Annotated in this window: 14 protein-coding genes; 8 read left to right on the top strand and 6 right to left on the bottom strand. The window is 71.0% G+C overall.

Annotation, left to right across the window (positions count from 1 at the left end; all coding sequences use genetic code 11):
- Nucleotides 1–222: 222 nt before the first annotated feature.
- Nucleotides 223–3,102: a D-alanyl-D-alanine carboxypeptidase gene (locus ACQEXA_RS31570; RefSeq protein WP_433131757.1), complete on the bottom strand. Its 2,880-nt coding sequence runs from the start codon at nt 3,100–3,102 to the stop codon at nt 223–225.
- A 228-nt stretch (nt 3,103–3,330) separates the two neighbouring features.
- On the opposite strand from ACQEXA_RS31570, the gene ACQEXA_RS31565 reads away from it, so the two are divergent.
- The 3 genes from ACQEXA_RS31565 to ACQEXA_RS31555 all read left to right on the top strand — a co-directional run bounded on the left by ACQEXA_RS31565 (nt 3,331) and on the right by ACQEXA_RS31555 (nt 5,784).
- Nucleotides 3,331–4,083, top strand: coding sequence for a GOLPH3/VPS74 family protein (locus ACQEXA_RS31565; RefSeq protein ID WP_432929223.1), 753 nt, complete (start codon nt 3,331–3,333; stop codon nt 4,081–4,083).
- Nucleotides 4,084–4,507: 424 nt separating this feature from the next.
- Nucleotides 4,508–5,365 (top strand): helix-turn-helix domain-containing protein, encoded by an 858-nt coding sequence (locus tag ACQEXA_RS31560; RefSeq protein WP_432929225.1) that lies wholly within the window; start codon nt 4,508–4,510, stop codon nt 5,363–5,365.
- Nucleotides 5,366–5,595: 230 nt separating this feature from the next.
- Nucleotides 5,596–5,784 (top strand): DUF397 domain-containing protein, encoded by a 189-nt coding sequence (locus tag ACQEXA_RS31555; RefSeq protein ID WP_359394126.1) that lies wholly within the window; start codon nt 5,596–5,598, stop codon nt 5,782–5,784.
- A gap of 230 nt (nt 5,785–6,014) precedes the next feature.
- Here ACQEXA_RS31555 and ACQEXA_RS31550 read toward each other — a convergent pair whose 3' ends face one another.
- Nucleotides 6,015–6,854 (bottom strand): hypothetical protein, encoded by an 840-nt coding sequence (locus ACQEXA_RS31550; RefSeq protein WP_433131755.1) that lies wholly within the window; start codon nt 6,852–6,854, stop codon nt 6,015–6,017.
- Between the two features lie 81 nt (nt 6,855–6,935).
- Between ACQEXA_RS31550 and ACQEXA_RS31545 the strand changes: the two genes are divergently transcribed.
- Both ACQEXA_RS31545 and ACQEXA_RS31540 read left to right on the top strand, forming a co-directional pair.
- Nucleotides 6,936–7,721, top strand: coding sequence for an SDR family oxidoreductase (locus ACQEXA_RS31545; protein WP_432929230.1), 786 nt, complete (start codon nt 6,936–6,938; stop codon nt 7,719–7,721).
- Between the two features lie 372 nt (nt 7,722–8,093).
- Nucleotides 8,094–9,647: a sodium:solute symporter family protein gene (locus tag ACQEXA_RS31540; protein WP_432929232.1), complete on the top strand. Its 1,554-nt coding sequence runs from the start codon at nt 8,094–8,096 to the stop codon at nt 9,645–9,647.
- A gap of 26 nt (nt 9,648–9,673) precedes the next feature.
- Here ACQEXA_RS31540 and ACQEXA_RS31535 read toward each other — a convergent pair whose 3' ends face one another.
- On the bottom strand, nt 9,674–10,789 hold the full coding sequence (locus ACQEXA_RS31535) for an ADP-ribosylglycohydrolase family protein (protein WP_433131752.1): 1,116 nt from the start codon (nt 10,787–10,789) through the stop codon (nt 9,674–9,676).
- Nucleotides 10,790–10,956: 167 nt separating this feature from the next.
- Here ACQEXA_RS31535 and ACQEXA_RS31530 point away from each other — a divergent pair, with 167 nt between their 5' ends.
- The gene (locus ACQEXA_RS31530) at nt 10,957–11,466 is read left to right on the top strand and encodes a DUF2165 domain-containing protein (RefSeq protein WP_433131750.1); all 510 of its coding nucleotides are present in this window, start codon (nt 10,957–10,959) and stop codon (nt 11,464–11,466) included.
- Between the two features lie 9 nt (nt 11,467–11,475).
- Here the strand turns inward: ACQEXA_RS31530 and ACQEXA_RS31525 are convergent, their stop codons facing one another.
- On the bottom strand, nt 11,476–14,064 hold the full coding sequence (locus tag ACQEXA_RS31525) for a bifunctional FO biosynthesis protein CofGH (RefSeq protein WP_432929237.1): 2,589 nt from the start codon (nt 14,062–14,064) through the stop codon (nt 11,476–11,478).
- 215 nt (nt 14,065–14,279) lie between these two features.
- Between ACQEXA_RS31525 and ACQEXA_RS31520 the strand changes: the two genes are divergently transcribed.
- Both ACQEXA_RS31520 and ACQEXA_RS31515 read left to right on the top strand, forming a co-directional pair.
- Nucleotides 14,280–15,800: a CehA/McbA family metallohydrolase gene (locus ACQEXA_RS31520; protein ID WP_432929239.1), complete on the top strand. Its 1,521-nt coding sequence runs from the start codon at nt 14,280–14,282 to the stop codon at nt 15,798–15,800.
- Nucleotides 15,801–15,902: 102 nt separating this feature from the next.
- Nucleotides 15,903–16,298: a nitroreductase/quinone reductase family protein gene (locus tag ACQEXA_RS31515; RefSeq protein WP_432939272.1), complete on the top strand. Its 396-nt coding sequence runs from the start codon at nt 15,903–15,905 to the stop codon at nt 16,296–16,298.
- Nucleotides 16,299–16,324: 26 nt separating this feature from the next.
- Here the strand turns inward: ACQEXA_RS31515 and ACQEXA_RS31510 are convergent, their stop codons facing one another.
- On the bottom strand, nt 16,325–17,776 hold the full coding sequence (locus ACQEXA_RS31510; protein WP_433131748.1) for an aldehyde dehydrogenase family protein: 1,452 nt from the start codon (nt 17,774–17,776) through the stop codon (nt 16,325–16,327).
- The gene (locus tag ACQEXA_RS31505) at nt 17,773–19,503 is read right to left on the bottom strand and encodes an N-acyl-D-amino-acid deacylase family protein (protein WP_433131746.1); all 1,731 of its coding nucleotides are present in this window, start codon (nt 19,501–19,503) and stop codon (nt 17,773–17,775) included. The genes ACQEXA_RS31510 and ACQEXA_RS31505 overlap by 4 nt, the downstream gene beginning before the upstream one ends.
- Nucleotides 19,504–19,628: the final 125 nt, after the last annotated feature.

The raw sequence follows: 19,628 nt of genomic DNA, 5'->3' as shown, positions 1-19,628 counted from the left end.
TGTTCCCGCCCCGGGTCCGGTTCCGTACCTCCCCGTGTCCGGACCCGAAAGAGTTCCGACACCGTTCCATCAGGATTCCCTCGGGCGTCCGTCCCGGGCCAGGTGCGCGAGGTGCGACCTGCCCCGGTCTCGCGACGCTAGCACGCACCCCGCCGACGGGCTCCCGGGTGGGGGCTCCGTGGGCGGGGTGCGCCGCGCCGTACCGACGTCCGGCAGGGAGGATCAGCCCAACCGGGTGAACTTCGCGCCGTACCCCGGTTCGGTGAGGTCCTTCTGCACGGCGACCGGGATGGTCACCGCGTGGCTGGAACCGTCGCCGACCTTCAGCTCGCCGACGACCGTGCCCGTCTTCGCCTCGTGCGGGATCGCCTTGCCGCCGTCGCTGATGGAGATGCCGGTCTTCAGGCCCGGCCAGCCGACGGCCGTCATGTTCTTCGTGGCGACCACTGGGGTTTTCCCGCCGAGCTGGTCGTCCACGTACCCGACGACCTGGCCCTTCTTCACGACCATCGCGGTCGTCAGGCTCTGCTGGACCTTGTCGATCAGCTTCTGGCTGTTGGTCAGCGCCAGCTGCAGGCTGTCCCAGACCCGGCCGGTGTGGGCGTCCTGGTTGAGGACCGCGCCGTAGACCGTCTGCGTCTTGCCGTCGACCACCTTGGTGGCCGCCCAGACGAGGTTGCCGCCGGCCGGGGTCGACGAACCGGTCTTCAGGCCGATCACTCCCACCTGCTTCACCAGCAGGTCGTTGTTGTTGTAGATCGGCTGGTCCAGGCCCGGGATCTCCGCCTTGGCCATCCCGACGACGCCGCGGAACACCTCGTTCTGCATGACCGCCTTGGCCAGCTTGATCTGGTCGACGGCGGTGCTCACGGTCGTCTTGTCCAGACCGCTCGGGTCCGTGTACGTGCTCTTCGTCATGCCGAGCTTCTTGGCGGCGGCGTTCATCTTGCCGACGAAGGTCTTGTTGTCGGAGTCCCAGCGGGCCAGCAGACGCGCGGCGTTGTTCCCGGACGGGATCATCAGCATCTGGAGCATCTGCCGCTCGCTGAACCTCTGGCCCTTCTTCATGGCCGCCGTCGACTCGTCCTCGTTCTTGGACTCGTCCTCGGCCTGCTGGTCCGCGGTGATCGTCGGGCCGCCCTCGTTCCCCTTGAGCGGGTGCTCCTGGAGCGTCACATAGGCCGTCATGATCTTGGCGACGCTCGCGATGGGCTTCGGGCTCTGGCTGCCCTCGGTGCCGATCACGCCGACACCCTGGACCTCGATCGCCGACTGGCCCTGCCCCGGCCAGGGCAGGTCGAGCTTGCCGCCGCCGAAGGTGTACGTCTCGTCGGCGGTCAGCGCGAGGGAGCCCGCGGGCAGCGGGCGTACCGCCTGCACGATCGCAAAGATGATCAGCAGCAGGACGACGAGCGGCGTCCAGATCTTGATCCGCCGCAGGACGGTGCGCACCGGGGTCTCCGGCGGCGGCGGGGTGTTGGTCAGCTCGGCGAGCAGGTCCAGCGGCGGCTTGGGGGGCAGAGGTTGCTGGGCGGTGCGCTCGGGGCCGACCCGGGGCAGCGCGGTGGTCGCCTCGGCGGGGCTGAGGGCGGGCTTCGGCTTCGCCGGCGCCGGCTCGTCCAGCGGCTTCAGCGCGACGAACTTGCTGGTGCGCTCGGAGTCGGCGGGCTCGGCCTGATCCTCGGCGGGAGCGGGCTTGTCGGTCTTGCCCGCGGGCTTGGCGGAGGGCTTGGCCCCACCCAGCTTGAGCATGGTCGTGGGCTGATCCACGGCCGGCTTCCCGGCGGCCGCCTCGTCCTCCGCCTCGTCTGCGGGCTTGTCCGAGGGCTTGTCGGCCGGCTTGGCACCGCCCGACTTGAGCATGGTCGTCGGCTGATCCACCGCCGGCTTCGCGGCAGCCGCCTCGCCCTTGCCCGAAGCCCCGTCCTCAGCCTCACCCGCGTCCTTGTCGGCCGGCTTGGCGCCACCCAGCTTCAGCATGGTCGTCGGCTGGTCCACGGCGGGCCGCTGCACCTTGAAGATCGCGGTGGGCTGGTCCACGAAGGGAGCGTCGGCGGTGGAACCCTCCCCGGCCCCGGACTTGGAGCCGGTCTCGGCCGCGGAGCCGCCCTCGGTCCCGGCGGCGTCCGGGTCCTCGTCCTCGGACTCCGCCTCGGGGGCTTCCTCGTCCTCGGTCTCGGACGCGGCAGACCCGGCGTCGGCCGCGACGGAACCACCGGAAGCGGTACCGGCGTCACGGGTCGCCACGTCCTCGGCCTCGTCCTCAGCCCCGACCGCGTCCTCGGCGTCCTCGTCGCTCGGCTCGGCGGTCTCCTCGGTGCCGGAGGCGTCGCCGGACTTCGTCCCGGCCTCACCCTCCGCGTCCTCGCCCCCGGACTCGTCCCCGGAGTCCTCGTCCCCGGCCGCGTCCTCGGCGCCCTCCGCGTCCTCGGCGCCCCGCTCGGCGGTCTCCTCGGTGCCGGAGGCGCCGCCGGACTTCGTCCCGGCCTCACCCTCCGCGTCCTCGCCCCCGGACCCGGCAGTGTCCCGGTCCTCGGTGTCCGCGCCCTCGGCGGCCTCCTCGGGCTTGCGCGCGGCCTTCGGGGACGACGCGTTCCCGGTCTCCTCGGCCGGCTCAGGCCCTGCCTTCGCGGTGGAGGTCTCCCCTGCGCCGCCGGAACCGCCCTCGGCAGCCTCCGACTTGGCGCCGGGGTCCGAACCCTCACGGGCATCGTCGGCCGTGTCCTCGGACCCGGCCTCGTCCTCGTGCTCCGTCTTGCCCTCGTCCGCGGTCCGCACCCAGGAGGCCAGCGCGGCTCGCTCACGGCCCCCGTCGGCCGAACCCTTCGCAGGGCCCGCGTCCTTCGCGCCCGGCCCGGCGGAGCCCTTGTCGGCCCCGTCGCCCTCAAACGCCGGGTCGGCCTCGTCCACGGCCGTCCGGGCGGAGCCGCGCGGCAAGGAGAACACCGCTGTCGCCTGGTCGACCCGCACCGCCTCGCCGGCGAGCGCCAGCCGGGGGTCTCCCCCGGCTTTGGCGGACGCCGGAACCGCGGTCCCGCTCCCCGACGTCGGTTCTGCCGACGACTCGTGCTGCTTCGACCTGTCGGGGGACTCGCCCGCCACCGATGCCTCCTCCTTGTGCCACGCACGCACCCGCGCGTCTCGCCGAACAGTGAATCGCCGCCCGGACACAGCTGTCCGAACCATGTACCAGTGTCCTGTGTGAGGGGTTGACCCCCGCGGTAGACGAGAACGACATACCTACCGGTTCCACTACATTCCGGTCACGCACCCTCGACAGACCAATGTGAGAGGGGTCACCCTGTCATTCATCCACGCGGGGAGGCATGGATGGGCAGGAGCCGCAGAACAATTCCGGAGGAGCTTCTGCTGCTGGCACTGGACCCGACGACGGGTACCACTGCACAGCCGCAGTCGCTCGACCTCGGTCTGGCCGGAGCACAGCTAGTGGAGCTGGCGCTGGCCGGACGGATAGCCCCAGACGGGGATCGTATCGCCGTGGTGGTGCCACGGCCGACTGGAGATCCAACTTTGGACTGCGCGTTGGAGTTGCTGCGACGGCGCGGCGCTCCGGTGCGGGCCGTCCATTGGATCGGCGGGCCACGTCTAGGGCTGCGCCAGATCTATCTCTCGCATCTGGAGCGGTGCGGCATGGTCCAGGCCGTGCCAGGCCAGATGTGCGGGGTGCTGCCGACGACCCGGTACCAGGCGACGGACACCGCCATCAGCCGGGAGATCAGGGCCCGGCTGGATTCCGCGATCCGCACCGGCGTACCGCCGGACCCGCGGACCGCGGCGCTCGCCGCACTGGCCCATGCGGTCGGTCTCGGCAAGCACCTGTATCCGGGCAACGAGGGACGCTCGTCCCGTTCCCGGCTGCGGGACCTGATCCGGCACGACCCCATGGGCGGCCTCGTGGCGCACGCCGTGATGGACGTCCAGAACGGAGCGGTCGCGCAGCCGCGCCGAGGGCCGGCCACGGCCGCCCGCCCGGCCACCGCCGCAAGGCCCGCACCGGAACCCGCTCGTGGTGTTCCGATGCAGCCGAGCCACGGATCCATGGCGCGCGTCGTGGCCCACTGAGCCGCGGTCCCACGACCCGGCAGGATCACGGCGCAACCACCACCGGCTGAACCAGCAGGATCGGTACAGCAGGTACCGCACCACCCGGCACACGACCAGGACGAGCCGACCAGCACCGGCCCGGTCCGGAAGCCGCCGGCCCGCGCGGGGCGATGAGACCGTACGTCCGGACGACGACACGGTCCCGCCGCCCCGCGCGGCCGCATGCGAAGGCAGGACGAGAACGGCCGGCACGGTGCTCCGTACGCCGGCGCGTGGTCGTGGCCCATCCGTGGTGCCCAGGTCCGGGCGTCGGCCAAGGACCTGCCAAGTTGTGCGCGGACGCCGCATATCCAGGGTTTCCCAGCGGTAGAAAGCACCTTGGTGGCAATCTGCTCAGCAGCAGATACGCAAAGTAGAGGCATGCAGCCGGAGGTGCGCGTCCGTGGCGTCGAATGTCAATCCCACCGTCCGGCGGCGCCGGCTGGGCCAGGAACTGCGCCGGCTCCGTGAAGTCAAGGGCATGACGGCCGAAGAGGTGGCGGAACGGCTGCTCGTCTCGCAGTCGAAGATCAGCCGCCTGGAGAACGGCCGCCGCAGCATCAGCCAGCGCGACGTCCGCGACCTGTGCGGGGTCTACGAGGTCGAGGACCAGCGTGTCGTCGAGTCGCTGATGGAGATGGCGCGGGACTCCCGTCAGCAGGGCTGGTGGCACGCGTTCGGTGACATCCCGTACAGCGTCTACATCGGCCTGGAGACCGACGCGGAGTCGCTGCGGGTCTACGAACCCCAGATCATCACCGGCCTGTTGCAGACCCGCTCCTACGCGGAGGCGCTCATCCAGGGGGCGTTGCCGGAGACGTCGGCGGCCGACATCGACAAGCGCGTCCAGGTGCGGATGCGCCGACAGGAACGTATCGCCGCCGAGAACACCCCGCTCCGCCTGTGGGTGGTCCTGGACGAGGCCGCGCTGCGCCGTGTCGTGGGCAGCAACAACGTGATGCGCGAGCAGTTGGAGCATCTCGCGGAGATGTCCCAGCTCCCGCACGTCACCGTGCAGGTGCTGCCGTTCGGGGTGGGGGCCCATCCCGGGCTCAACGGCCAGTACGCGATCCTCGAGTTCGCCGACGCGGCCGACTCGAGCGTCGTGTACCTCGAGGGCGTCACCAGCGACCTGTACCTGGAGAAGGCCCACGACGTGCAGAAGTACGCCGTCATGTACGAGCACCTGCGGGCGCAGGCCCTCAACGTGGAACAGTCCCGTCAGTTCATCGCGGACAGGGCCAAGGAATACGCTCGCTGAGCGCCTCTCGGACCAGGGCGGCGGATCTTACACCAGTGCAACCTTCAGGCGGAAGACACGCCTGGAATATGCCATCCGGTCGAGTGAACGACTACTCCGGACAGGGATGTTGACGAGTAGCTTCGATCACGCCACCAGTCAAACAAGTTGGCGTGAATCGCATCACGGCCACCGATTGGGAACCCGTGACGCGACGAACAGCAACTCAGCAACTCGCTACCGGAGTGAACATGGCAGTACTTCAGGGGGCCACGGAAACGTGGACCAAGTCGTCGTACTCGGCGGGTAACGGCGCGTGCGTGGAGGTCAAATCGCCCACCGTGGCGGCCCTCTCCGTACGCGACTCCAAGACTCCCGACGGACCCGTCCTGGCATTCCCCGCCGACGCCTGGAACACCTTCGTGGCGTCGATCAAGTAGCACCGCCCGAAACAACAACCCCTCGATATCACCGACAGCCCTCTCGACTGGCCCGCCGTCCCGGCCGAGGGGGCTCGCTCTTGCTCCGCAAGGGCTCGGCTCACCCCGGGACGTGTGAGTCGGTTTCGAGAGGCGGACCGTGCCCAGCCCTCTTCGTCAGGGTCGATGCGCGCTCGTCCTCTCGGAACCGACGCGCCCTTCCGCCCACTCGCCGCAGGCGCGCGTGTGGTTCAGCGGAGTTCGTCCACGTACCGGTCCGTTCCCGGCACCGTGGGAACGAACGGCGCCACCAACTCGACCCTGCCCAGCCCTCCTTCCGCCACCGCCGCGTCCAGACCGGTGAAGTGGCTCTCCCAGCACTCCCTCGGGTCCGCCTCCAGGAACCACAGCAGGGTCAGGCGCGTGTCCACCCCCTCCACCTGCTTCACATACGTCATGCGGTCGCCCGGCAACGGGGTCGGACGGAAGAGCGCGACCATGGCTGCGGGGGATCCCACGAGGCGGCGCGGGAGGTGGCGGGTGCGCAGCCACTCCAGCAGCGTGGCACGTTCCCCGGGCCCGTCCGCGTCGACGACCTCCAGGACCAGGCCCGCGTAGGGGTGGTCCAGCGCGTGGAAGTCGCGCGGGCCCGCCGCGCCGTCCCGGTACACGGTGGCCTCGTGGTCCTGGAACGCCGTGAAGACATGGGTGCGGTCCCGGTAGACACGGGCGTCGCGGTTCAGGCGCTTGTTGATGGCCACCGTCCAGCGCATGTGGTCGTCGTAGCGGCCGTCCGTGACCCAGTACGTCGAGAGGTAGCAGCCCGCCGTCACCGGCTGCGCCACCGCCGACTTCTCCGGATAGCGCAGGAGTTGCAGTTCCCGGGTGGCGACCCAACGGCGGCCCGCGAACATCCACGGCATGGCCATCGCGCCGGCGTAGTAGTGGTCGTCCTCGTACCAGCGGTTGTACGCGTACTCGTGCCCCGGGTGCGGTTCCACCATCGTGATCAGGGCATGGCCCGCGCGGGCGCCATAGGGCCCCAGGGCCGCCAGTTCGGCGTAGATCTCGCTGCGCGTCTCCTCACTCATGCCGCTCCCCTTCCTTCCTCCGCCGTCCGCCCATACTCTGACGCTCCGTCAGAAAATCCGCCAGAGTCCGGGAGGCCTGCGATGCCACTGCTGCAGGGCAGGACCGTCGTCGTGTCGGGGGTCGGTGCCGGACTCGGCCACCAGGTCGCGGCGGCCGTGGTGCGGGACGGCGGCAACGCGGTGCTCGGGGCGCGCACGGAGGAGCATCTCGCCAAGACCGCGGCCGGACTCGACCCGGACGGCGTGAACACCGCGTACCGGACGACGGACATCACCGACGAGGCGCAGTGCGAGGCGCTCGCCGCGCTGGCGCTGGAGCAGTTCGGGCGGATCGACGCGGTCGTCCACGTCGCCGCCTGGGACAGCTACTTCGGCGGCCTTCAGGACGCCGACTTCGCCACCTGGCACGCGGTCATCGACGTGAATCTGCTCGGCACCCTGCGCATGACACGGGCGTGCCTGCCGGGCCTCAAGAGGTGCGGCGGCTCGGTGGTCCTCATCGGCACCCAGTCGTCCGTCGCGGCGCCCTCCCAGGTGCAGCAGGCGGCCTACGCGGCTTCGAAGGGCGCACTGACCAGCGCGATGTACTCGCTGGCCCGGGAGCTCGGCCCGCACCGGATCCGGGTCAACACGGTGCTGCCCGGCTGGATGTGGGGCCCGCCCGTCGAGGCGTACGTGCGGTTCACCGCCCATACCGAGGGCGTTCCGGAGGCGGAGGTGAAGGGGCGCCTGACGGAGCGGATGGCGTTGCCCGAGCTGGCCACGGACGGAGACGTGGCGAACGCCGCGGTCTTCCTGGCCTCGGACCGAGCGCGGGCGATCACGGGCCAGTCCCTGCTCGTGAACGCCGGCGAACTCATGCGGTAGTCCGGCCGACTCCTCGGACGACCGGACGGAACGGGTCTCCCTGCTCGTGCCGCGACTCCCTTCCGGACCGCCCGGGACCCGCATCCCGGAGCCCGATTCATCGGATGTCTCCCACTGGCGAAGTGCCCGCTCATGGTGTGTTCCTCGCCACGTGCACGACAATCGCCCCACAGGTCAAGAGAAGGTAAAATCGTTCTGCTTTCTGATCTGCGTTCATATCCATGACCGCCCAGGGTCTTGACCGCCCGCCTGACCGGCGGTTCAATCCCCGAAGTCCCCCGCTCCCGCACGGGGGCGCCGCCCGAGTGCGCGTACTGGCGAAGTGCCGTCCGGTACCTGCAAGTTCACAAGGCGGACCCCTGGAGGGGGCACATGAACGGTCTCGACTGGGCCGTCCTGATCGCGTACTTCGGAGTGATGACCGCGATCGGTGTCTGGTCCCACAAGCGCGTCGACGACGTCAGCGACTTCTTCACCGCCGGCGGCAAGATGCCGTGGTGGCTGTCCGGCATCTCGCACCACATGTCGGGCTACAGCGCGGTGATGTTCACCGGTTACGCCGGTATCGCCTACACCTACGGCATCACGTCCTACGTCACCTGGGCGCTGCCCATCGCCATCGGCGTCCTGATCGGCGCCAAGCTGTTCGCGCCGCGCCTGAACCGGCTGCGCTCGCGGATGCACATGACCTCGCCGCTGGAGTATCTGAAGGACCGCTACAACGTGCCCACCCAGCAGGCGCTGGCCTGGTCCGGCATCCTGCTGAAGATCGTGGACGTGGGCGCCAAGTGGGCGGCGATCGCGACCCTCCTCAGTGTCTTCACCGGGGTCTCGCTCACCCAGGGCATCATCATCACCGGCGGCATCACCGCGGTGTACTGCACGATCGGCGGCCTGTGGGCGGACGCACTGACCGAACTGGGGCAGTTCGTCATCCAGTTGCTGGCCGGTCTCACCATGCTGATCATCGCGCTGAACAAGATCTCCGACCAGGGCGGCCTGTCGAAGGCGCTGGACTCGCCGAAGCTCGCCGGCCACGGCCACGGTTTCGCGGGCCCCTACCTGACCGTCTTCTTCATCTCCTATCTCTTCATCAAGCTGTTCGAGTACAACGGCGGCATGTGGAACCAGGCCCAGCGCTACATGGCGACGGGCAGCGCGAAGCAGGCAACGCGCTCGGCTCTGCTGTCGGCGGGCCTGTGGTTCGTCTGGCCGGTCATCCTCTTCATCCCGATGTGGCTCGCGCCGCTGCTGGTCACGGCCGAGAAGCCGGACGGCTCGGACGCCTACGGCCTGATGAGCGAGCAACTGCTGCCGCACGGCCTGCTGGGTCTGGTGGTCGTGGGCTTCTTCTCCCACACCATGGCCATGTGCTCCTCGGACGCCAACGCGATCGCGGCGGTGTTCACCCGGGACGTGGTGCCGGTGATCTCGAAGGCGGCGCGGGCGTGGAACACCCGGACGGGCCTGATCGCGGGCCGGATCACCACGGTGGCCTTCCTCGGTCTGTCCATGGCGGTGGCGACGCAGGTCAACTCGCCCACGTTCAAGGACATCATCACGGTGGTCATCAAGTGGGTGGCCGGCCTGATGGGTCCGATCGCGATCCCGTTCATCCTGGGCCTGCTGCGGCCGTTCCGTAAGTCCGGCCCCTCGGCCGCGCTCATCAGCTGGGCGGCCGGTCTGCTGGCGTTCTTCTTCGTCAACTACCACCTGGACTTCTCCCAGCGCACGGATGTGAAGCTGGAGTACCAGGTGGCGCTGCCGATGGTGATCTCGCTGGTCCTGTACATCGTGATCGGCCTGGTGCGGCCGGAGGACACCCCGGAACGGGACGCGGTCATCGACCAGCTGAACACCGACGACGACGGCGCGACGGCGGCCGTGCCGGCCCAGGGCACGACGACGACCCCTTCGGGCGTCTAGGGCGGGGGCGCGGCCCCGGGCGGTGCCTACGCCCGGGGATACCGCCCGAGCCACCCCGGCGAGGACCCCGTAGGGCCGTGGAGCGCGGCGCCCTGCGTCATCTCCATGGCGAAGTCGTCCGCCAGCACGAGCATCGTGGGACGGCCCTCCAGCTCGACCAGCCAGGCCGGCGGGAGGGCCGTCTCGCCGTACAGGGCACCGAGCAGTCCGCCCGTCAGCGCCCCTGTCGCCGCCGACGGCCCGCCGTGGTTCACCGCGAGGCGCAGTGCGTGCCGGACGTCCTCCCCCACCAGCGCGCAGTACACGGCGACGGCCAGTGCCCCCTCGGCCGTACCGGTCCCGGCGAGCTCCTCGATCCGCGCGGGGGTGGGCATACCCTGCCGCACCGCCCCCAGCGCGTGCTGCAACGCGTCGGCGACCGGCTGCTGCCCGGGCCGTGGGGCGAGCAGTCCGAGGGTTCGCTGCACGGCCGCGTCCAGGGTCTCGCCGCGGGCCAGGGCATGCACGATCACGGCGTACGCGCCCGCCGCGAGGTAGGCCGTGGGGTGCCCGTGCGTCTGTGTGGCGCACTCGGCCGCGAGTTGCATCACCAGCTGCGGTTCCCAGCCGACGAGCAGCCCGAACGGCGCCGAACGTGCGGCCGCCTCCGGTCCCGGCTCGCCGGGGTTCTTCGGGGCCTCCAGGGTTCCCATGGACTCGTCGCCGAAGCCGAGCAGACAGGCCCGGTCCGGGGAGCGGCGGGCGTACAGCCACTCCTCGCGGGCCAGCCAGCCGTCGTCCTTGCGGCGCTCGTCGGGTCCCCAGTCCCGCTGGGTCGCCGCCCAGCGCAGATACGCGCGGTGCAGATCCGTCGGCGGATGCCAGGCGCCGGTGTCGCGGCGGACCTGGGCGCGGATGAGTCCGTCCACCGAGAACAGGGTGAGCTGGGTGAGATGCGTGATCGCGCCGGGCCGGCCGTACCCGGACTCGAGGTCGACCAGTCCCTCGTGGCCGTGCGCCTCACGGATCTGCTCCAGGGAGAGCCCTTCGAGCAGGGCTCCGAGGGCGTCGCCGACGGCCACGCCGAGGACCGTCCCGCGTACGCGGCTGCGAAAGTCCTGCTGCTCGGTGCGGCCCCAGACGGCACCGGCTGTCGCACCCACCCAGGCCTCCTCTCGGCACCGTCCGCACGTCCGACAGTCCAGCACTGTAATAGAATGGGAACGGTCGATTCAGGACACCGAAGAGTCAGGCGCGCCACATTCCCGGGCCTGATCGACCAGCCGAAAATCATCTGTAAGCGACCGAACGCCCTCTCCATAGTGGGATCATGGCCACCACGCGATCCCGGATCCCCTCCGCGCTCCCTCTGGCTGCCACCCTCCTCACCGCCACCGTCGCCCTCTACACGGCGCTCGTCGCATTCGGGAACATCACCGACTTCGGCACCAACCAGCAGTTCGTCCGCCATGTCCTCGCGATGGACACGACCTTCAAGGACGACGACCTGATGTGGCGCGCCGTCACCTCGCACGCATGGGAGGACGCCGCGTACGTCGCGATCATCGTCTGGGAGTCGCTCGCGGCTCTGCTCCTGATCGCCGCGACGTTTCTCTGGGCCCGCCGCCACCCCCGCGCCCGGCAGCTGTCCACCGTCGGCCTGCTGATGCTCCTGCTGCTGTTCGGCGCCGGGTTCATCGCGATAGGCGGCGAATGGTTCGCGATGTGGCAGTCCAAGACGTCGAACGGACTGGACGCGGCCACCCGCGTGGTCGTCCTCTCCGGGGTGGCCCTCCTGGTGACGCATCTGCCGGGAGCGGCCCCGGCAGATGCCGCATAGCGCCGCTTCTCAGTCGCCCAGCACAGGGAGCAGTTCGGGCAGGTGGCCGTCCGATGCCGCGGCCGCCCGCTGCCGTTCCTCCGGGACCTCGCCGTACAGCGTCGTGCGCGGTTTCGCCGGGCGGCCCGCGGTCTCCGCCACCGAAACGAGGTCCTTGACGGACTTGTAGGAGCCGTAACGGGAGCCGGCCATACGGGAGATGGTCTCTTCCATGAGAGTGCCGCCGAGGTCGTTGGCGCCCGAGCGGAGCATCTCCGCGGCGCCGTCGGTGCCGAGCTTGACCCAGCTGGTCTGGATGTTGGGGATGTGGGGGTGCAGCAGGAGGCGCGCCATGGCCGTGACGGCGCGGTTGTCGCGCATCGTCGGGCCGGGGCGGGCGATGCCCGCCAGGTAGACGGGGGCGTTGGTGTGGATGAAGGGCAGGGTGACGAACTCGGTGAACCCGCCGGTCTCCTGCTGGATACGGGCGAGGGTGCGCAGGTGGCCCAGCCAGTGGCGCGGCTGGTCGACATGGCCGTACATCATCGTCGAGGAGGAGCGGATGCCCAGTTCGTGCGCGGTGGTCACCACCTCGATCCAGGTGGCGGCCGGCAGCTTGCCCTTGGTCAGGACCCAGCGGACCTCGTCGTCCAGGATCTCCGCCGCCGTGCCGGGGATCGTGTCGAGGCCCGCCTCCTTCGCCGCCGTCAGCCACTCCCGGATCGACATCCCGGTGCGGGTGGCGCCGTTGACCACTTCCATGGGGGAGAAGGCGTGCACGTGCATGCCGGGGACGCGTTCCTTGACCGCCTTCGCGATGTCGAAGTAGGCGGTGCCGGGCAAGTCGGGGTGGATGCCGCCCTGCATGCAGACCTCCACGGCGCCCACCTCCCACGCCTGCTGGGCGCGGTCGGCGACCTGCGTGAGGGAGAGGGTGTAGGCGTCGGCGTCCGTGCGGCGCTGCGCGAACGCGCAGAAACGGCAGCCGGTGTAGCAGACGTTCGTGAAGTTGATGTTGCGGGTCACGATGTAGGTCACGTCGTCGCCGACCATCGTGCGACGGACGTCGTCGGCCACCCGGCACAGCGCGTCCAGCGCGGGACCGTCCGCGTGCAGCAGCGCGAGGGCCTCGGCGTCGGTCAGCTTCGCCGGGTCGTCGGCGGCCGTGCGCAGCGCCGACCGTACGTCGGTGTCGATGCGCTCGGGTGCCATTCCGGGGGCCGCCGCCTCGCGCAGCGCCGCCCAGTCGCCGTACACCTCGTCGAAGTCGTCGCGGCGGTCGCCGGTCCGCCCCTCGGTGTCGATGGTGTGGTGCAGGTCCGTGCGGCCGGATGCCTGGAACACCTCCTCCGGCTCCTGCCAGGGATGCCCTTCGACCACCGCGTCCGCGCGCGCCAGCCCCGTCTCCGGATCGGCCAGCGCCCGGACGTGCGGCAGCAGCCGCGGATCCAGCCACGGCTCTCCGCGCTGCACGAACTCCGGGTACACACAGAGCCGTTCACGCAGTTCGAACCCGGCAGCGCGGGACCGCTCGGCCAGTCGTTCGATCTGCGGCCAGGGCCGCTCCGGATTGACATGGTCGATGGTCAGCGGGGACACCCCGCCCCAGTCGTCGATGCCGGCCCCGATCAGCCGCTCGTACTCGCCGTCGACCAGGTTCGGCGGGGCCTGCAGACAGGCGGCCGGGCCCATGATGTGCCGGGCGACGGCCACCGTGGCGACCAGCTCGTCCAGTTCCGCGTCCGGCATGCCCCGCATCGCCGTGTCCGGCTTGGCCCGGAAGTTCTGGATGATCAGTTCCTGGACGCCGTGATACGCCCGCGCCACCTTGCGCAGCGCGAACAGAGACTCGGCCCGCTCCTCGTACGTCTCACCGATCCCGATCAGGATGCCCGAGGTGAAGGGCACCGACGAACGCCCGGCGTCCTCCAGGACCCGCAGGCGGACCGCCGGCTCCTTGTCCGGGGAGCCGTGGTGCGGGCCGCCCGGCTCGGACCACAGCCGGGTCGCCGTGGTCTCCAGCATCATCCCCATGGACGGCGCGACCGGCTTGAGGCGCTGGAAGTCCGTCCACGACATCACCCCGGGGTTGAGGTGCGGCAGCAGGCCCGTCTCCTCCAGGATCCGGATGGAGACGGCCCGCACGTAGGCGATCGTGTCGTCGTACCCGTGCGCGTCGAGCCATTCGCGCGCCTCGGGCCAGCGGTCCTCCGGCTTGTCCCCGAGGGTGATCAGCGCCTCCTTGCAGCCCAGCGCCGCCCCCTTGCGGGCGATGTCGAGGACTTCGTCCGGAGACATGAACATCCCGTGCCCCGCCCGGCGCAGCTTGCCGGGCACCGTGACGAAGGTGCAGTAGTGGCACTTGTCCCGGCACAGCCGGGTCAGCGGGATGAAGACGCTCTTCGAGTACGTGATGACTCCGGGCCGGCCCGCGGCCCGGAGCCCGGCGTCGCGCACCCGGGCGGCCGAGGCGGCCAGGTCGTCCAGGTCCGCGCCGCGGGCCTGGAGCAGCACCGCGGCCTCGGTGACGTCCAGCGCGACACCGTCACGGGCACGTTTCAGGGCGCGGCGCAGTGAGTTCTCGGTGGGACCGGTTCCGGAGGACGCGGAAGTCGTCATCCTCCGAGCATACGTTTGCGGTGATCAGGTCATACAGGGCGTTCTTGTGTCGGTCGGGGCAGGTCGTAGGTCACCAGGGGCCGCGGCCACCGCCCGTTACGCCGACACGCGGCTGCCGATCGACTTCCCGTGCGGCGGAGTTCACGGGGCGACCCCAGAGTGGGAGGCACCAGCACTGCACCACCCCTGTCATCCGACATGTTGGGAGCAGCAGCATGTGCGACGACGACCACGGCCTCGGCAGACGCGCGCTGTTCGTGACGGGCGCGGCCGCCGCGCTTACGTTGGGAACCGTGAGCTTCTCCAGTGGTCCCGCCGCCGAGGCGGCCGACAACCAGGAGACGAGGACGGTGCGCGGCACGCTGCCCACCGGCTCGCCCGACTTCGTCTACCTCCCCGTCGACGTGCCCGGGGACGTCCGCGAGATCAAGGTCGCCTACACCTACGACAGGCCGTCCGTGCCGGCCGGCGCCCAGGGCAACGCCCTCGACATCGGCATCTTCGACGAGCGCGGCACCGAACTGGGCGGCAAGGGCTTCCGCGGCTGGTCCGGCGGCGCGCGCACCGAGTTCTTCATCCGTGCGGACGACGCCACTCCCGGCTATGTCCCCGGCCCGGTCCGCCCCGGCACCTGGCACATCGCTCTGGGCCCGTACACGGTGGCCCCGCAGGGTCTCGCGTACGAGATCACGATCACTCTCACCTACGGCGCGCAGGGCCCCACGCCGGCGCCCGTGTACCCGCCATCCCGTGCCAAGGGGCGGGGCCGCGCCTGGTACCGCGGCGACTGCCACATGCACTCCTGGTACTCCGACGGCCGCCGCACGCCCGCGGAAATCGCGGCTCTGGCCCGGGCCGCCGGTCTCGACTTCATCAACACCTCGGAGCACAACACCCACTCCTCGCACGCCCACTGGGCCGACCAGGCGGGTGACGACCTGCTGATCCTGACGGGCGAGGAGGTGACCACGCGGAACGGGCACGTGCTGGCCCTGGGCACCGACCCGGGCACCTTCATCGACTGGCGCTACCGGGCGCGCGACAACCGCTGGGCCCGGTTCGCCCAGGAGATCCGCCGGGCGGGCGGCCTGGTCGTCCCGGCCCATCCGCACGCCACCTGCATCGGCTGCGGCTGGAAGTTCGGCTTCGGCGAGGCGGACGCTCTCGAGGTGTGGAACGGCCCCTACACGCCGGACGACGAGGCGACGCTGGCGGAGTGGGACAACACGCTGGTGGCGGCGGTCCGGGAGGGGCACGGCCGGTGGCTGCCGGCGGTGGGCAACAGCGACGCCCACCGTGACCCCGACGCGATCGGCACCCCGCAGACGGTGGTCCTCGCCGACGACCTGACCCGGGAGGCCATCCAGGAGGGCATCCGCGCGGGCCGCTCGTACGTCGCGGAGTCGAAGAACGTGTCGCTGACGTTCACGGCGTCCGGCAGCCGCGGCGAACACGCCGGCATCGGCGAGCGGTTGCGGGTGGACCAGGACACCCCGGTCACGGTCCGCGTGGAGGCACAGGGCGCCCCTCGCTGCACCGTCCGCTTCGTCACCGACCAGGGCGTGCTGTTCACGAGCGATCCGCTGCCGGTGACCGGGTCGGGCACCGTCGAATGGCACGCGACCCCGCAGTACGCGGCGTACGTACGGGCGGAGCTGCGGCACGAGGCCGCGGTGGGGCCGGTGCCGGGGGTGCTGGCCGCGTTCACGAACCCGATCTTCCTGGGCCGGTCGTAGGCCCACGGGGGCGCGTGGCCGATTTCACGCGCCCCCGATGGCCGGTCTGCGAGACTGCGCGTGAGTGCTCGTTCTTCACGCCGTCAGGGGGAACACGAGACCATGCCGGGCTTCGCCGACCTCAAGTACCGTGCGGTCACGGCGCTCCAGCGCCACGTCGTCAATCCGGTGCAGCGCCGCATGCCGGTCCAGACACTGCTGGAGACCACGGGCCGCACCTCGGGCCTGCCGCGCCGGACCCCCCTGGGCGGGCGCCGCATCGGCGACTCGTTCTGGCTGGTCTCCGAGCACGGCGAGAGGTCCCAGTACATCCGCAACATCCGGGCCGATCCCCGGGTGCGGGTGCGCATCGGCGGCCGCTGGCACACGGGCACGGCCCATGTCCTCGCGGACGACGACCCCCGCACCCGCCTCAAGACCCTGCCCCGCCTCAATAGCGCGGCGGTACGGGCGCTGGGGACCGGACTCCTCACGGTGCGGGTCGACCTGGACGACTGAGGTCACCCGGGCTGCCGCCCCTCACCTCACCCGGGCCACACGATCGCCTGCACCTCGCTGTACGCGTGCAGGGCGTACGAGCCGACGTCCCGGCCGACCCCGCTCTTCTTGAACCCGCCGAACGGGGCCTCCATGTTCCGGCCGACGGTGTTCACACCGACACCGCCCGCCCGCAGCCGGCGGGCCACGCGGAAGGCGCGGGCCACGTCCCCCGACCAGACGTAGTCGATCAGGCCGTAGTCGGTGTCGTTCGCCAAGGCGATGCCTTCCTCCTCCTCGTCGAAGGGGAGGACCACGACCACCGGGCCGAAGATCTCCTCCCGGACCACCCGCATGTCGGGCGTGCAGTCCGTGAGGAGGGCCGGGGCGACATAGAAGCCGCGCTCCAGGGGCGGCCGTCGGCCCCCGGCGACCAGCCGCGCGCCCTCCTTGCGGCCGAGTTCCACGTACGACTCCACACGGTCGCGGTGCGCCGCCGAGATCACCGGACCCACCACCGTGCCCCGCTCACGTGGATCACCGACCGTCAGATGACTCGCGTAGCCGGCCAGTCGGGACACCAGGCGGTCGTACACGCCCCGCTGTGCGATCACCCGCGTCGGGGCCGTGCAGATCTGCCCGCTGTAGAAGGAGAACGTGGTGCCGATGCCGGCCACCGCGGACTCGAGGTCGGCGTCGTCGAAGACCAGCGCCGCGCCCTTGCCGCCCAGCTCCATCAGCTGCCGTTTCATGGACCGGCCGCACACCTCGGCGATGCGCTGCCCGACGGCAGTCGAACCGGTGAAGCTGACCATGTCGACGTACGGGCAGTCCACGGCCGCCTCACCGACCTCCGGGCGCGAACCGCTCACCACGTTCACCACACCCGGCGGGGCGCCCGCCTCCTGGAGCGCCTCGGCCATGCGGTACACCGACAGCGGATCCTGCGGCGCCGGCTTCACCACCACCGTGTTGCCCATCGCCAGCGCGGGCGCGACCTTGCCCGCCGGGTTCGCCCACGGGTTGTTGTACGAGGTGATGCAGGCGACCACGCCGACCGGCTGGCGCACGGCGAGGGCGCCCATGACGGCGGCACCGCCGAACGGTCCCGCCTCGTTGATCTGCGGCGGCAGCGGCTGCTCCACCGGCTCCACCCGCGCGTACCGCCGGAACCGGGCCACCGCCACCCCGACCTGCATCCCGCGCGCCGTGCCGGTCGTGGCGCCGCTCTCCGCCTGCGCCAGGTCGGCGTACGGCACGAGGTTGCGCCGCATCACCTCCGCCGCGCGGGCGAGGACGGCGGCCCGCTCCTCGGGGGTCTTCCGCGACCACGGTCCGAAGGCCTCACGGGCCGCGGCGGCCGCGGCGTGCACCTGCTCCCGGGAGGCCTCCGGCGCCCACCCGACGATCCCTTCGGTCGCCGGGTCGACGACCTCGTAGTGGCCCCCGTCGGGCTCGACCCACGCCCCGCCGACGAACAGCCGCTGCCGCTCGGTCACGTGGTGCTCACCGTCCTGGTGTCCCGTCCGGAGCGGAGCACCCGGCCCGGTACGGCACCGGTCACCACGTCGTCCCGTAGCGCCGCGACACCGTTGACCCAGACCGCCCGCAACCCGATCGCCCTGCAGTCGAGCCGCGGGCTCTCTCCCGGCAGGTCGTGCACCAAGGTGGCCTGACCGGCGTCGATGCGCTCCGGGTCGAACAGGATGAGGTCCGCATGGAAGCCCTCCCGTACCCGGCCGCGCTCCCGCAGCCCGAACAACCGGGCAGGATCGTCCGTCAGCATCTTCACGGCCTGCTCCAGCGGCACCAGCTTCCGGCCGCGCAGGCAGTCCCCGAGGAACCGGGTCGTGTACGGAGCACCGCACATGCGGTCTAGATGGGCGCCCGCGTCCGAGCCGCCGAGCAGGACGTCCTCGTGCCGCCAGGTCTGAGCCCGCAGTGCCCAGGAATCGGGGTCGTTGTCGGTGGGCATGGGCCACAGGACCGTCCGCAGCTCGTCGTTCGCACAGATCTCGACCAGGCACTCGAAGGGGTCCTGGCCGCGCTCGGCCGCGATGTCGTTCACCACCCGCCCGGTCAGACCCTCGTTCCGCGGGCTGTAGGTGTCCCCGATGACGTACCGTCCGAAGTTCGCGAGGCGCCGGAAGACGCCCGCCTCCTTGGAGCCGGCGCGCCGGAGCATCTCGGCGCGGACGTCCGGGTCGCGCAGCTTCCCGATCCGCTCGGGCACGGGCAGGCCCAGGATCGGGCCCCACCCGGGGATCAGGTTGAGCGCGCAGAACGTGCCGAGCGACATGTTCATCGGGGTGAGGATCGGCATGGTGAGGGCCACCACGCGGCCGCCCGCCTTGCGGGCACGCTCGCTCGCCAGCAGCTGGCGCGGTACGCGTTCGGGCACGGACGCGTCGACGGTGAGCACGTTCCAGTTCAGCGGACGTCCCGCCGCCGCGCTCATCTCCACGAGGAGGTCGATCTCCGCGTCGCTGAACTGGTCCAGGCACCCGGCGACGATCGCCTCGATCTGCGTGCCCTCGTGTTCACCCACCGCCTTCGACAGGGCCAGCAGCTCCGCCGGCTCCGCGTGCCGCGAGGCGACCGGCTTCCCGTCGCCGTCGGAGTGGGTCGCCGACTGGGTCGTGGAGAAGCCCCAGGCACCCGCGTCCATGGCCTCATGGAAGAGCCGCAGCATCTGCGCGAGCTGGTCCCCAGTCGGCTGCCCGCCGACCGCGTCCGGCCCCATCACATACCGCCGCAGCGCGCAGTGCCCCACCATGAAGCCCGCGTTGACGGCGATCCGGCCTTCGAGGGCGTCCAGGTACTCCCCGAAGGTGTGCCAGTTCCAGGGCGCCCCCTCCTCGAGGGCGACCAGGGACATGCCCTCCACCTTGGACATCATCCGGCGGGTGTAGTCGGCGTCCTCGGGGCGCCCGGGGTTGAGCGGGGCGAGCGTGAAGCCGCAGTTGCCCGCAGCGACGGTGGTGACCCCGTGGTTCAGGGACGGTGTCGCGTACGGGTCCCAGAAGAGCTGGGCGTCGTAGTGGGTGTGCGGGTCGACGAAGCCGGGGGCGAGGACGAGGCCGGACGCGTCCTCGGTGGTGCGGGCCTGTTCGGTCACCGAGCCCATCACGGCGATACGGCCGTCCCGCAGGCCGACGTCCGCCGTGTACGCGGGCGCTCCCGTCCCGTCCACGACGGTCGCGCCCTTGATGACGTGGTCGAGCATGGACCTTGCCTCCTTGACCTCCGGTGCGGGTGAGCGTCCCGATAGGGGCGCGGGGCGGGGCCGGTGCGTGCGACGCCGCGTGGGCGCGACCGGCCGTGTCGCGCCCACGGTCGCCGGACGGCCCG

This window comes from Streptomyces sp. CA-106110, assembly GCF_050936285.1.
GTDB lineage: Bacteria > Actinomycetota > Actinomycetes > Streptomycetales > Streptomycetaceae > Streptomyces.
The sequence above is the reverse complement of the archived record's forward strand: the minus strand, read 5'-3'. Positions and strand labels throughout refer to the sequence as shown.